Annotated in this window: 15 protein-coding genes; 2 read left to right on the top strand and 13 right to left on the bottom strand. The window is 42.5% G+C overall.

What is annotated here, in order from left to right:
- Position 1 precedes the first annotated feature (1 nt).
- The 11 genes from CF394_RS07830 to CF394_RS07780 form a co-directional block, all read right to left on the bottom strand.
- Positions 2 to 817, bottom strand: a complete 816-nt coding sequence (locus CF394_RS07830; RefSeq protein ID WP_094942783.1) for an enoyl-CoA hydratase-related protein — start codon at positions 815 to 817, stop codon at positions 2 to 4.
- Positions 810 to 1,718: an NAD(P)H-dependent flavin oxidoreductase gene (locus CF394_RS07825; protein WP_094942782.1), complete on the bottom strand. Its 909-nt coding sequence runs from the start codon at positions 1,716 to 1,718 to the stop codon at positions 810 to 812. Before CF394_RS07825 ends, CF394_RS07830 begins: the two co-directional genes overlap by 8 nt.
- On the bottom strand, positions 1,718 to 2,221 hold the full coding sequence (locus CF394_RS07820) for a TRAP transporter small permease (RefSeq protein ID WP_094942780.1): 504 nt from the start codon (positions 2,219 to 2,221) through the stop codon (positions 1,718 to 1,720). Before CF394_RS07820 ends, CF394_RS07825 begins: the two co-directional genes overlap by 1 nt.
- A gap of 11 nt (positions 2,222 to 2,232) precedes the next feature.
- Positions 2,233 to 3,546 carry a TRAP transporter large permease gene (locus CF394_RS07815; RefSeq protein ID WP_094942779.1) on the bottom strand — a complete coding sequence of 438 codons (1,314 nt, stop codon included), beginning with the start codon at positions 3,544 to 3,546 and terminating at the stop codon, positions 2,233 to 2,235.
- A gap of 62 nt (positions 3,547 to 3,608) precedes the next feature.
- Entirely contained in the window at positions 3,609 to 4,754 is a 1,146-nt protein-coding gene (locus tag CF394_RS07810; protein ID WP_094942777.1) for a TRAP transporter substrate-binding protein, read from the bottom strand.
- A 46-nt stretch (positions 4,755 to 4,800) separates the two neighbouring features.
- A complete protein-coding gene (locus CF394_RS07805) occupies positions 4,801 to 6,306 on the bottom strand; it encodes a class I adenylate-forming enzyme family protein (RefSeq protein WP_094942776.1) in 1,506 nt (501 codons plus the stop codon).
- A gap of 12 nt (positions 6,307 to 6,318) precedes the next feature.
- Positions 6,319 to 6,903, bottom strand: a complete 585-nt coding sequence (locus tag CF394_RS07800) for a TetR/AcrR family transcriptional regulator (protein WP_094942774.1) — start codon at positions 6,901 to 6,903, stop codon at positions 6,319 to 6,321.
- Between the two features lie 15 nt (positions 6,904 to 6,918).
- Positions 6,919 to 8,067, bottom strand: a complete 1,149-nt coding sequence (locus CF394_RS07795; protein ID WP_094942772.1) for an acyl-CoA dehydrogenase family protein — start codon at positions 8,065 to 8,067, stop codon at positions 6,919 to 6,921.
- 229 nt (positions 8,068 to 8,296) lie between these two features.
- Positions 8,297 to 9,235: a malate dehydrogenase gene (gene mdh / locus CF394_RS07790; RefSeq protein WP_094942771.1), complete on the bottom strand. Its 939-nt coding sequence runs from the start codon at positions 9,233 to 9,235 to the stop codon at positions 8,297 to 8,299.
- A 106-nt stretch (positions 9,236 to 9,341) separates the two neighbouring features.
- Positions 9,342 to 10,427: a CopD family protein gene (locus CF394_RS07785; RefSeq protein WP_094942769.1), complete on the bottom strand. Its 1,086-nt coding sequence runs from the start codon at positions 10,425 to 10,427 to the stop codon at positions 9,342 to 9,344.
- On the bottom strand, positions 10,427 to 11,017 hold the full coding sequence (locus tag CF394_RS07780) for a copper resistance CopC family protein (RefSeq protein WP_165767503.1): 591 nt from the start codon (positions 11,015 to 11,017) through the stop codon (positions 10,427 to 10,429). Before CF394_RS07780 ends, CF394_RS07785 begins: the two co-directional genes overlap by 1 nt.
- Positions 11,018 to 11,180: 163 nt before the next feature.
- On the opposite strand from CF394_RS07780, the gene CF394_RS07775 reads away from it, so the two are divergent.
- Together CF394_RS07775 and CF394_RS07770 are read left to right on the top strand one after the other, a co-directional pair.
- On the top strand, positions 11,181 to 11,771 hold the full coding sequence (locus CF394_RS07775) for a hypothetical protein (protein WP_094942766.1): 591 nt from the start codon (positions 11,181 to 11,183) through the stop codon (positions 11,769 to 11,771).
- Between the two features lie 46 nt (positions 11,772 to 11,817).
- Entirely contained in the window at positions 11,818 to 12,624 is an 807-nt protein-coding gene (locus CF394_RS07770) for an undecaprenyl-diphosphate phosphatase (protein WP_094942765.1), read from the top strand.
- 36 nt (positions 12,625 to 12,660) lie between these two features.
- Here the strand turns inward: CF394_RS07770 and rpmG are convergent, their stop codons facing one another.
- Entirely contained in the window at positions 12,661 to 12,810 is a 150-nt protein-coding gene (rpmG, locus tag CF394_RS07765) for a 50S ribosomal protein L33 (protein ID WP_094942763.1), read from the bottom strand.
- 72 nt (positions 12,811 to 12,882) lie between these two features.
- Positions 12,883 to 13,467 (bottom strand): hypothetical protein, encoded by a 585-nt coding sequence (locus CF394_RS07760; RefSeq protein WP_094942762.1) that lies wholly within the window; start codon positions 13,465 to 13,467, stop codon positions 12,883 to 12,885.
- Between the last annotated feature and the right edge of the window lie 35 nt (positions 13,468 to 13,502).

Raw genomic sequence — 13,502 nt, 5'->3', positions numbered from 1 at the left:
TTCAACTCTCCTTAAAGAAATCTGGTAAATCACTCGTTGTTAGAGGGAAATTCGGATGACGCTTCTCTTTAAAAGAAGCAATTCCTTCTTTTACATCCTTTTCTCTAGAAGCCCAGTATAAAAACTTGGATTCAATTAGGTGCGAATCCTCTGGATGGTCGGCTTCCCACATCTTATAAAATAGTTGCCTAGTAAAAGAGTTAGAGACAGGGGAAGTGTTTTCTATGATTTCTTTGGCTAGAGAGTGGGCTTTTTCATATGCATCTTCCACGACATAGTTTGCTAATCCTGAAGAAAGCAATTCCTCAGGATAAATCATTCTCCCTGTATAGACCCATTCTAGAGCCTTCGACATGCCTACTAGTCTCGGTAAAAAATAGCCACTTGTAGCTTCTGGACCGATTCCACGTTTTCCAAAAACAAATCCAACTTTCGATGTTTCAGAGAAGATCCGAATATCTGTCGGTAACAACATGGTCGCGCCAATCCCAACAGCCGCTCCGTTCACGGCAGCAATGACAGGTTTTTTGACTTTGTATACCTCTAAACTCACTCTTCCGCCAGTATCTCTAAATTCTTCCAAACTTTCTTCAGATGCAAACACGTCATCACCTGAAGATAAGTCCATTCCAGCACAGAAAGCCCTTCCTTGCGCAGTTAGAATAACGACCCGAACCGCATCGGATTGATCGGCTTCTTTATAGGCCTGGATCAACTCATGCATCATTTGTTCATTAAATGCATTGAGTGCATCCGGTCGATTCAATGAGATGGTTGCGATGGATTCCTCCACATTATATGTAATTGTATTAAACATGGACTGCCCACTTCTCCTTTGCTTTCATATATTCACCTTTCAACGTTTGAATAAGTGTAGATACGGGTTGCGTTTCCTTTACCACCGTCACACCATGTCCAGCAGACCAGATATCTCGCCATGCTTTAGGGTCAATCATGTGTCCGAGATCAACCGACTCTTTTTTCTTTAATGTGGACGGGTCAATATGATTGTTCTTCAAACTAGGTATTAGATAATTTGCATGAACTCCACTGAACGCATCCGTATAGAGAATATCCTCTGTTGTTGATTTGGTAAGCATTTCTTTGTACTCAGGAAATGCGATACTCTCTTGGGTTGCGATAAAGCGTGTCCCCATATAAACCAGGTCTGCTCCGAGTACTTGCGCCGCTAATATATCCTGCCCCGTAGAAATACCACCCGCCAAAATAAGTGTGCCACGCCAAAACTCTCTTACTGCTGAAACAAACGCAAATGGATTAATGATACCTGCATGACCACCCGCACCTGCACTTACAAGAATGAGGCCATCTACGCCGGACTCCGCAGCTTTTTGAGCATGCCTTAAATTCGCTACATCCGCAAACACTTTTCCACCGTATGATTGAACAACCTTAACTACTTTCCCTGGATGACCCAGTGAAGCAATGACTACGGGTGGTTGATATTTCTGAATCAACTCTAGATCTTCTTCTAATCTTCTATTGGTACGATGACAAATATAATTGACTGCCCAAGGTAGTTCGGAAAGCTCTTTTGAAAGCTGCTGCAACCATTCCTCACATTGATCTTTCGTTCGAGCATTTAATAAAGGAATCGATCCTATCAAGCCATTTCGACAGCTAGCAATTACTAATTCTGGACTAGATACGAGAAACATCGGCGCGACAATGACTGGCAATTCTAAACGAGCGTACATCATGCAACCTCCCTTGCTTTTTTGAAGTATGTTCGGTAAATCGATAACAGTATCTCAACGACCACTGCTGCAAAGCTGATTGGTACGATAATGTAGAGCGGATAGACTGGCAATAAATTCCCTGCAACTGGAATTGCCATCTGGTCCTGTATCCCTGATAAAGCAAAGAGGATGCTATAATACGTCAAAAATAAAAATACAACTAGTTCAATCACGTAAATGATGATGCGATTGATTTGTTGAAATCGCTTCGGTAACTTTTCCACCAGTTCACTGAGTCTTGGCAACACCCCAGACTGATAGGCAAATGCAAGAGTCGGAAAAATAGCTAAGGGCATCAAAAAGTATTGAACAATTTCATATGTTCCTTGAATTGGAATTTTAAATACATTGCGCATGGTTACATCTACAACAATCATAAGAACCATGGCGGCTATAGCAAAACTTGCTAAACTTATTCCAACAACACGGAACCAATGTGCGATTTTTTCAATAGTCTTCACTCAAATTCCTCCTATCGCATCTGACTCGGCAACCAAGTAACCAGTTGCGGAAATGCAATCAATAATCCAATGACAACAATGGTTGCCACTACGGCGAACACGGTAGATGTTTTGAACAATCGCTCGATAGGAATTCCCGTGACACCACCGACTGCATACACGCTGATTCCTACTGGTGGGGTCAACATCCCAAGAGTACAAACAACTGTCAACATAATACCAAACCATAATGGATCCGCATTTATCTGATCTAGAATTGGTGTGATGATTGGGACGGTCATTAAAATGACGGCTACTCCTTCGATGAACATAAATAAGAAGAAGTAGAAAACCATAATAATTGTGATAATTAAAAGTGGTGATTCCATGAGAGGTCCTAATAAATCGATAATTTTTCTTGGCACCAGTGACAATGAGATAAATCGGCCAAATAGGGAAGCACCTACTACGATAAACATTGCCATAGTTGTAACTTTAATCGTTTCAACGAAGGAAACTTTTAAAAATTTAAAAGATACCTTTCTTAATACAAGTGCTAATAGAAAAGCGATAAAAGCTCCTACAGCTCCCGCTTCGGTCGGAGTAAAGATCCCCATGTAAATTCCACCAAAAATCGCTGCCACGATAAATGTTCCGGCGAGGACAACTGTGACATATCGCATCACGGGAGTTTCTTCGTTGTTCTCATTTTGGATGGCGTTGGTCGCAAACTCTTTTCCATAGAGTTTTAAATAAACCACTGCTGTCCCAGCAAATACGAACATCATGAGAATCCCTGGTATCATGGCGGCCGTAAAGAGTTGTCCTATTGAAATTTGTGCCACCACACCGTATAAAATCAAGAATACACTTGGCGGAATAATCGCAGACAAAGATCCTGAGGCAGCTGCGAGTGAACCCGCTAAGTGTGGCGGATAGCCTCTTCGAATCAGCTCCGGCACCGCAATCTGCCCAAGAGCAGCAGAAGTAGCCGTTCCCGATCCAGATACACCGCCTAGAAGACCCCCGATGAATACGGTAAGAACCCCTAAAACGCCACCTCTTCCTTTTGATAACTTATACGCGAGATCATAGAGGTCTTTTACAATTCCAGCTTGCATAATAAACTGTGCCATGAGTATGTAGAGTGGAATTGTTGTTAATGAATAACTAGCGACACGGGCAAAGGGTTCACCTTGTAAAAAACCACTCATAATTGTCGTTCCACCGATGAGATAAATGCCAAGAATACCAACGAAAAACAATAATGAACTAATATACATACCTGTAGTTAAGAAATACAGAAAAATTAAAATGACGATAAACAACACAATATTTTCTGTCATACGCTGCCCCCTACGCCTAAAAAGAAGAATAGGGGCTATGGAGCCCCCAAACCTTCTTTTTTCTATTTAATATCCATTACTTCCTGAGGTACTTCTGCACCCGCTTCTACTAAGCTATCTCTCCAAAGGATGGCAATTTCTTTACCTGCATGTCCTTGTGATTCTAAGTTTTCAATCCAGTCTAACCATGTTTTTGTAATAGCTGCCTCTATGTGTACTCGAACGTCCTCTGGAACTTCTGAAAGGTGTTTAAATTCTCCACCTTTGTCGATATTACTTTGACGATTTTCTTCCGTCTCGTCTTTCGTCAACTGCGACCCTTCGACAATCAATCGCTCTGCATTGCTGCGGAAGATATCTTGCGTTTCAGGCGTTAGTTTTGCCCATGTTTCTTCTGTCATCGCTGTATGACCTACGAAATGTCCGAAGTTAGCCCCCTCAATGGTATGCTTGATTAATTCATCAAAACCGAAAGCTATCCAATCTGGAACGTTATAGAAGAAGCCATCTAAAGCATTTCTACTTAATGCATCGTATGCATCTGTAATCGGCATAGATTGTGAAGTAATCCCTAAATTCGTTGATAAGATTTCATGTACGCGTGAAGCGGTGCGCATGCGAACATCTCGACTAAAATCCCCTACCTCATCAAATGCTTTATTCGTCGTAGAAATCACATAAGGTTGTGTTGGTGAGTTTGCGAAAGCCACTAACCCTTTGTCCTCAAATTCGATTTGATAATAGGTTTTCCCATCTTTAATTTCCTGATCACTGTTCATCATCGCTTTCATGGCTTCAGCCGCAATCGTAGAATCCGACTCAAGAAGAGGAAGCATGACTACTTCTGTGTACGGGAAACGCTGTGGATCGTAAGGCGCCATGAGTGTCAAAGCTACATCGATTGTACCGTTCGTCAGTGCGTCATATTCTGTCCCGAGTCCTACAAGCTCCCCAGAGGTAAACGCATTGAAGCTTACTTTTCCGCCTGTCTCTTCATCCACAGAATCCATAAGTGGCTGGAAGAAACCTCGATGCCAAAAGTGTTTATCATTTACCCCTGAAGAAGCATTAAACGTGAGCGACTGTTGTTCTCCTGAAGCACTTCCATCGGCTGTTGCAGAAGATGATGAACCCCCTCCATCCCCACAAGCACCTAAAACTAGAGCAGACATTGCTACGACAGAAAGCCATTTTTTTGAAAGTTTCATCCCATTATCCCCTTTGAATTGTATTTACTTTCATTTGATAAAGTGTTTATGTTGTTTGATGTTCTCGTAAAACATTTTTAAGAACTTTGCCACTTGCATTTCGTGGTAATTCATCTAAGAAATCTATTTCTTCCGGAACCTTATACTTTGCAATATGATGACTACAGTAGGTTTTGACATCTTCTTCCGTGACGTTTTGATTACTCTTTAACACAACATATGCTTTTGGTACTTCTCCATAAATCGGATGAGGGACGCCTACTACCGCAGCTTCTAGAATTTCTGGAATTTGATAGAGTACTTCTTCTACTTCTACCGGATAGACATTTTCACCACCCCTAATGATCATGTCTTTCTTTCGGTCTACGATATAGAGAAGCCCGTCTTCATCGAACCTTCCTAAGTCTCCACTGTATAACCAACCATTGCGAATCGCCTGGTTCGTTGCTTCTTCATTTTTTAAGTACCCATTCATCAATTGCGGACCCTTCACAACAATTTCTCCTACCTGTCCAACAGGCAAGGATTCACCAAACTCATCGACTACTCTGACATCCGTTTGTGGCAGTACTTCTCCCACTGATCCAATCTTGTCTAATGCATAGTGATCTTTAAGCGTGGTAGCCGCTGGTGAATTTTCTGTTTGACCATACAAGTTCTGGACTTTTACGTTTGGATACATTTCTTTTACTTTCTTTACTAATTCATAAGGCATAGGTGCTGCACCATAAGTAAAGAGGCGAAGTTTTGGTAAATTCAACTCTTTCATGCGCGCATTATTCAATAGGATGCTGTACATGGCTGGGACCCCAAAGAAAATTGTGATATCTTCATTTTCTAGCGTATCCATTGCTGTATCTGGTGAAAATGCCTCTTCAATGACGATGGTTCCTCCGGCATAAATAACAGGGATACTAAACACGTGGCTAGCAGCACAATGAAACAATGGTGTCACCACTTGCATGCGATCCTCGGAGTTTAAGTTCATTGCTTCTCCCCAGATTTGAGCGGTCGCTTCTGTCGCTCCGGCACTTAACATGACTCCCTTAGGTCGCCCTGTCGTCCCAGACGTATAAAAGATGACATTTACATCTTTTGCTGTAAGCTCTACAGGTGTATAGACCAAAGAAGTATTATTTAAGACGTTTTCAAGAGATTCCTCTTCGCCGGTCTTTAACACTGTTTCGAACTGTTGAACAGAAGTAGGGATTTGCTTTAACGTTTCATCAAAACGAGTGTCATAGATAAAGTGTTTTGCTTCTGAATGCTCTAGAATGTATTGAATTTCTGGAGGAGCAAGTTTATGGTTGATTGGAAGAGCGGCAAATCCACCTAAATGTGCTGCATAATAAGAAACCAAAAAGAAGTCACTGTTAGGTAATAAGAAAGCGATTGGATCCCCTTTTTTTAACCCTTTGGATTGATAAAAAGCTGCTAATCGCTTTGCCTTTTCATAAAATTCTTGATAAGTTAGCTCTCTTCCATCAAACGATGTAATAACCTTGTCCCCTTGAGCTGCTGCATGCTTTGCTAATTGACCCGTAATAAACATGACTCTACCCCTTTACTTCAATAGTTTGATTAAATAATCTGCATACACTTGTTGAATTTCTTCAATCGATTTTTTTCCATCCTCTTTGTACCACTGTTGAATCCAGTTCATCGCACCGAGTAAAATCATCCGCACCATTCGAACATCCACTTTTTCAAATTCTCCCGCTTCAATCCCTCTTTCAATAATTTCATCAAAGAAGCGAGAGTAAATCGCACGTTTTTCAAACAAAGGTTGTAACTGGTCTTCCGCAAACGTTTTGTCTGGACGTATGATCATATTGAATGTTTCTTTTTCATTAATGGCGTAATCGATATGCAGCGCAATCATTTCTCGTAATCGTTCTTCGTAACTTTTATCGCTACTTACAACTTGTTGTATATCCTCATTGGCTCGTGACAGGACCAAAACGTGACATTGAAAAATGAGATCTTCCTTATTGCGGAAGTAATAATAAAGAGATCCTTTCGTCATAAGAAGCTCTGCAGCAATCTGTTCCATAGTCGCTCCTTTAGTACCTTGGCGATTCATTATGGCTATAGCAGAAAGAATGATATCTTCTTTCTTTTTCTTCACTTTCATCTCCGAGCGCTTCATAGCACACCCTCTTTTCTAAAGCTCCAGTTGTTTCGCAATGATGGTTTTCATAATTTCAGTCGTACCTGCATAAATACTTGCAACTGGAATATCTCGATACCTGCGAGCGATTTCATATTCTTCCATGTATCCGTATCCTCCATGTAATTGAAGACATTCAGCAGCGGTTCTTTTGGCCATTTCGCTTATCCACCATTTCGCCATAGAAACCTCTTTCACAATATCTTCTCCTTGAATATGTCTATGGGTTACAGAATTCAGATAATTTCTACCCAATTCTAATTCAGTTGCTATTTCGACTAACTTGAATTGCGTGTTCTGAAATTGACTGATGGACTTGCCAAATGCCTTTCGCTCTTTTACATAATTTCGCGTGATGTCAAACATGACCTCTGCTTCAATTTGGCACTGAATGGCGACTACTAGGCGCTCTTGTTGGAGATGCCCCATTAAATAATAAAATCCTTTGTTCTCCTCACCTAAAAGATTGCTAATTGGCACTTTCGCATCTTCAAAAATCAACTCTCCTGTATCCCCACTATGTATTCCCATCTTGTCGAGTTTTTTTCCTTTTTTGTATCCTTGTGTGCCTGTCTCAACAACTATGAGACTAATGCCTCGATGAGCAGGCTGAGCAGTAGGGTCCGTTTTACAAACAACAATAGCTAAGTCAGAATCAATTGCATTGGTGATAAAGGTCTTTTCTCCGTTTAGAATGTAGTAGTCTCCTTCTTTTCTTGCAGTGGTTTTAATGTTGGCAAGATCTGAACCTGCACCAGGTTCTGTCATAGCGATAGCAGTAATGAACTCTCCACTAATACACTTTGGAAGCCATCTATTCTTTTGTTCTTCGGTTCCCAACTCCACAATGTAAGGGCTTACAATTTCTGAATGAAGACAAACCCCACCAGCTAATCCTTGTCCCACCCGTTCAAGTTCTTCAATCATGATCATTGAGTAAGAAAAATCTAGCCCCAGCCCCCCATATTCCTCTTCAACCCAGGGAAGAAGAAATCCATTTTCCCCCAACTTCGTCCAAATCGATCTTGGAATTTGACGTTTTTCTTCCCACTCTTCATAGAATGGATAAGCTTCTTTTTCTAGCATTTTTCGTAATGACTTTCTGTATAATTCATGTTCGCTAGTGAATTGCAAACTCGTCAATGCTAACTCCCCCCATAATTGTTTAATAACATTTAATTTTCTGATAATTAAGTAAAGTATAAATCGCCTTAACTTCGAAGTAAAGAACTTTTTGAACAAAGTTCAAATTTTAAACTGAATTATAAATTATATATCAAATAGCAATTAGCTGAGCAATACCAATGACTGACTTTTGTTTAATAATTGAACAAATAAAAAAGACCAGCTATAACAGCCAGTCTGTTAATAGTTATTTACATAAATTAAGGACGTTCTTTACCGATTCAGCAGAACGATCAAGGGCTTCTTTTTCTGCATCTGTCAGCTCGAGCTCAATGATTTTTTCAATACCGTCGCCACCTAAAATCGTTGGAACACCGAGATAAATATCCGAATAGCCGTATTCACCTTCCAAATAAGCAATGGCTGGCAATACTCTCTTCTCATCTTTCAAAATAGCCTCTGCCATCTCTACTAAAGAAGCCGCTGGTGCATAATAGGCACTCCCGTTACCGAGCAAGGAGACGATCTCACCGCCACCTTTTCTCGTCCGTTCGACGATAGCTTCCATGCGATCAGGTGCAATCAAGTCACTCAGTGGAATTCCACCGGCATTCGAATAACGCGTCAATGGAACCATGTCATCCCCGTGGCCACCTAACACAAACCCTGTGATGTCTTTGGCAGAAATGTTTAGTTCTTGTGCGACAAACGTTGAGAACCGGGCAGTATCTAATACACCTGATTGGCCAATCACTCGATTTTTGGGGAAGCCTGTGGTTTGGTAACAAACATACGTCATGGCATCCACTGGATTACTCAAAATTAACACATAACTGTTCGGTGCATACGTCTTAATGTTATCAGAAACCGAACGCATGATGGACGCATTCGTCGCCACGAGGTCATCTCGACTCATGCCCGGTTTTCGCGCAATGCCTGCCGTGATGATGACAAGATCTGCATCTCGAATCGATTCGTAATCGGACGCGCCCGTAATATGCGTGCTAAATTTTTGGACAGGACCCGTCTCCAACATATCTAGCGCCTTGCCCTTTGTCGGGTTCTCTTGCTCTGGAATATCGACCAACACGACATCCCCTAGTTCTTTCTGCGCCAGCATAAATGCGGTGGTTGCTCCAGTAAATCCTGCTCCGATCACGGCTATTTTGGTACGTTGAAAAGCCATTGTAACGCCTCCTCTGTTTGTAATTAGAAACTACGTCTTCCTACTCATTGTAGACCTTTTGCTGTGTTTTCGCGAACGCAAAACGACCCACCCAAAGGGTGAGTCGTTAGCTGACGATGATACTTGACATCATGCCAATATAGGCACAGGCCACAGAGGCTACTCCGAACAAACCGCCTGCTGCGATGGGTGCTCGTTTGATAAACGCCGTCACGACCAGCCCGCCGAAGATAAACGCAAGGCCGCCGAAGAACAATACAGGAAGCCCTAGTTCAAAGCTTAGCGCCTCTCCTGTGATCAATGAACCCTCAAGGAATAACAGAGATAGCGCAGAAAGATTGCCCTCCATGACCATTGAACTTGGGGGTGCCTGATGACTGAAGAAGGCGGTCACCATGAAAATGGCAAACAAAATGACGGATTCTGCACGAACCCACGGAATCGGATTCAGTTTACGTGCGCTCAACCAGCGTTTCATAAAGAAACTATTGATCACAATATACGCAATCAAAGGAATCATAAGCAACTGTTTGATGAACAGACCTTGTCCGTACGACGTGCTTAGTCCAGTCACATAATTGGGTACGGTCAGGTCCATCAATAAGAACCCGCTGACCCCCATCGTGATAAAACAAATGAAGGCTACCGGGGAAAACCATTTTAGCCAGTTCAGCCAATTGGATGTCGTCGTGGCGAACCAGGCAATAACGAGAACCACGCCGACCCAGATGGCAGCGGCAAGCAGATGGAGAAAATCACCCACAAAGCCTCTCACTGGTGCAATGGAGCTGGCATGACTTGCCCAGGCGATGGTGCCAATCATAAACACGGTGAGTGCAAGATACGCCGCTTGAAAGAACCACTCGTTTCGGTGCTGGAATAGCGCATACAAAACAATTAGCAGCACGCCACCTAAGAGTGTGAAATCCCATGCGAGACCTGTGCGATACGATAGCACGACCATCTCAAATGCTTCCGTAAATGACAAACGCGGCATCAGTGCAAATGTAATTTGAAGAACCGGAATAAATGCTCCGACGACTACGCCCACTACACTGCCTGCAATGATCAATGGTGAGACGGAAAGGTTCGGTCGTTTGTTTTCCGGTAGAGCGAGAAGCAGAAAACTCCCTACAAGAACAGCAAGTCCAAGCGACAGAACTAACTGCCCCAGCATGACCAGTATTTCCATTATATTCTCTTACGTTTCGTGACCATCCATAGGCTAGCCGCAACAAGTACGATCACAAGCCCAACGATGACCCAAATAAGCGGAGACGAATCAGTATCTGTTTCTGTAGCAGTCGCCGCTACGACCGTCTCCTCAGAAGAATCCTCCGTCGCTTGTTCTGCAGGTTCTTCCACTTCTTCTGTACTCTCTGCATCTTCCGTCTCCTGTGCCTCTGTAGTTACAGGATCTTGTTCAGGAACGGCTACTGTAAATGCAAAAGTTCCGTTCAATGGATGTCCATCCTCACTAATGCTGTTCCAGTTCACTGTATACGCACCATTTTCTAAAGGAGCGGCAAGAGTACCTGTCAACACACCATCTGTAATAGAAAAGCTCTCGACCGAAATGGTCTCACCTTGTTCGTTTTGTAGATCGAACACACTCCCCTCTTCAATTTGACCTGAATACGTTAAGGTAATTTCAGATAATGATTCTGTAATCTCAGCACCGTTTTCCGGATTCGTTGTGCTTAAATCTGTGTGAGCGGATACCATCGTTGTGGTCAAGAAAAAGAAAAGACTCACAAGGATTAATTGAATGATTTTTTTCATAGATATTTCCTCCATTTCTATACTCAGTTTCAGTATAAAGGATGTGTGATGCAATTTTTATGAGACATATGGCTATTTAGAGAACGATGAAAACCGCGGATCGGATCATATTCCTTTTAGACAGATGATACGGGATATGTCATCATGAGAAGGAGGTGTTGATATGGCAAAGCGTAGAAAACATATGAATGTAGAGGGAATTTTGCTGAGTGGCGGTATCTTACTTCTGATCGGCTCACTTTTTTTGCCCATCCCGATTATTTTATTCGCCCAAGACGTGTTCTTTTATCAAGAAAATCAATTGGCGTTGATCCGGCATGAAGAAGCGTTCCGTGGACTCGCCGGAGCTATGGCAGGCCTTGGTGTTCTTTGTCTGGTCGCCTTGACCCTACTTATGTGGACTGACAAAAAGAGAAAACCGTTCCGGCTTACCTGGCTCTTTATCGGGATAGGGTTACTTAGCGTACCCGTCGCAATCTCTTCGATTTTCAGCTACACATCTATTGAGCCTACCCGCGTCACTCATCACGCATTTGGTCACGTGCAGGCTGAGCGTCTCCTGTTTGAAGAACTGACGCAAATGACTCGCCATTATCAACCGGACCCTTTACGAATCACAGCCATCACGTTCTCGACACCTACCCAAGACGTGACGATCCCTTATGATGCACAACACGGCCCTACCGTTCGTGCGATCCCTCGCATACTGGAGCAGTATCCTGTTGAGGTCGTAGAAGATGGATTCCCCAATTAATGCGTCCGAGAAACCTGACATAGTATAAGAAAAGTTGGAGGTTTTCATGGAAGAACTAATCATTTTACTCAAATACATATTTCTTGGAGCTTTACAAGGGTTTACAGAACCTATTCCAATTTCTTCTAGCGGCCATCTGGTGATTGCCCAAGAGCTGTTTGGTCTCGAAATTCGAGCAGACGACTTTACATTCGAGATTCTGATGAATTTCGCATCGCTTCTGGCGGTTCTACTGATTTACCGTAAGGACCTGATTCGTTTAGTGATGAACTCTCTATCTTACGTGCAACATCGCTCCGCTGAAGGAAAATCTGATTTTCAATTCGTTCTGTATCTCATCATTGCGACGATTCCTGCTGGGGTGATCGGATTATTGTTCGAAGATGTCATCGCAGAATTCTTTAAGTCTTCGAAAACAGTGGCTGTGGCTTTGATTGTCACCGGGATTGCGCTATTCTTTATCCGCAATCTAAAAGGAAGAAAGAATGACGGAGATCTGACCTGGAAAGATGCGTTGATTGTAGGCTTCGCACAGGCCATAGCGTTGATTCCAGGAATCAGTCGTTCAGGAGCAACGATTGTCGCCGCGATGGGACTTGGAATGAAACAAGAAACGGCGCTACGCTTCTCGTTCTTACTGTTCATCCCTATTAGTTTAGGTCTAATCATTGTCAAAATCCCAGACTTGGCTTTAGGGGATATGTGGTTACCGTATCTTCTTGCATTTCTTTTCTCCTTTGGATTCTCCTACTTCGCACTCAAATGGTTCATGAACATTATGGCGCGTGGGAATCTAATCTATTTCACGGTCTATTGTTTAGTCGTGGGATTTGGTTTCTTAATTTTTGGTTAACAAAAAGAGCTAAGGCTGCGGCCTTAGCTCTTTCTATTATTTCGTCTCTCGATGAAGTGTTACTTTTTTTAAACGAGGACAATACTTTTTCAGTTCAATTCTCTCTGGATTGTTCCGTTTGTTCTTCGTCGTAATGAAATTGCGGTCGCCTGTTTCTGTACAAGCAAGTGTACTATTCACACGCATCTCATTTCCTCCTATTGAATGATGGTCTCTGCTCCCGGTAAAGGAGCTGGGAAGCGGGACCACCCCATTTAGTTACTGTAAATCTTTTTTCCCCGGAATCGCATCAATCTGGAGCGACGCATAGGTATTACAGAATTTAAAGACCGTCTCTACTACCACCTTCGCACTGTATTCCATAAATGGTTGCATCGGCTCACGATTGTTTGGATGGTAGAACGTCGTCAAGAAATCGAGTAACAGGTCATTGACGATTTTAGTCGTCATGTAGGCCAACTCCCCATGACGAGCCTTTTCTTCTAACGTCTCACCTTTTAGAACAAATCCACGCTGTCGTTCTGCGACTTTTTGGAGTTCTGCTGGATCACTGACCATCGTCCGCAAATTGGACAGATACACCTTGAAACTTTCCGGTGTATAAAACGTCTCTTTATCGATGCTTTGGAAGAAAAAATTATTCATTCCATTTGTATGATTGATATAAAACGCGACGTTTTGAAGTAAAGAATCTAAATACGCTTCATCAGACTCTACTTTTCCTCGCTTTTCAACGAGTATCTTTTGAATTCCTTCAAGGAGTGCCTCTTTCTCCCATTTCGGCTGTTTCGTCACTGCATTGATCACGCCAGCTGTCTGCTTTGTAAGTAATTCCATTGACATGTGCCCTACACTCCTTATAGTTTCTGACAATTTCG

Source organism: Tetzosporium hominis, from assembly GCF_002265435.1.
Taxonomy (GTDB): Bacteria; Bacillota; Bacilli; order Bacillales_A; family Planococcaceae; genus Chryseomicrobium; species Chryseomicrobium hominis.
This window is presented reverse-complemented; position numbering and strand designations above follow the sequence as displayed.

Bases quoted from the DNA above. Each gene is read 5' to 3' on its own strand.
- CF394_RS07825 (WP_094942782.1), bottom strand. From the start codon at position 1,718: ATGTACGCTCGTTTAGAATTGCCAGTCATTGTCGCGCCGATGTTTCTC.
- rpmG (WP_094942763.1), bottom strand. From the start codon at position 12,810: ATGCGTGTGAATAGTACACTTGCTTGTACAGAAACAGGCGACCGCAAT.
- CF394_RS07760 (WP_094942762.1), bottom strand. From the start codon at position 13,467: ATGTCAATGGAATTACTTACAAAGCAGACAGCTGGCGTGATCAATGCA.
- CF394_RS07805 (WP_094942776.1), bottom strand. From the start codon at position 6,306: ATGTTTATTACGGGTCAATTAGCAAAGCATGCAGCAGCTCAAGGGGAC.
- CF394_RS07785 (WP_094942769.1), bottom strand. From the start codon at position 10,427: ATGGAAATACTGGTCATGCTGGGGCAGTTAGTTCTGTCGCTTGGACTT.
- CF394_RS07810 (WP_094942777.1), bottom strand. From the start codon at position 4,754: ATGAAACTTTCAAAAAAATGGCTTTCTGTCGTAGCAATGTCTGCTCTA.
- CF394_RS07800 (WP_094942774.1), bottom strand. From the start codon at position 6,903: ATGAAGCGCTCGGAGATGAAAGTGAAGAAAAAGAAAGAAGATATCATT.
- CF394_RS07770 (WP_094942765.1), top strand. From the start codon at position 11,818: ATGGAAGAACTAATCATTTTACTCAAATACATATTTCTTGGAGCTTTA.
- CF394_RS07775 (WP_094942766.1), top strand. From the start codon at position 11,181: ATGGCAAAGCGTAGAAAACATATGAATGTAGAGGGAATTTTGCTGAGT.
- CF394_RS07815 (WP_094942779.1), bottom strand. From the start codon at position 3,546: ATGACAGAAAATATTGTGTTGTTTATCGTCATTTTAATTTTTCTGTAT.
- CF394_RS07780 (WP_165767503.1), bottom strand. From the start codon at position 11,017: ATGAAAAAAATCATTCAATTAATCCTTGTGAGTCTTTTCTTTTTCTTG.
- mdh (WP_094942771.1), bottom strand. From the start codon at position 9,235: ATGGCTTTTCAACGTACCAAAATAGCCGTGATCGGAGCAGGATTTACT.
- CF394_RS07830 (WP_094942783.1), bottom strand. From the start codon at position 817: ATGTTTAATACAATTACATATAATGTGGAGGAATCCATCGCAACCATC.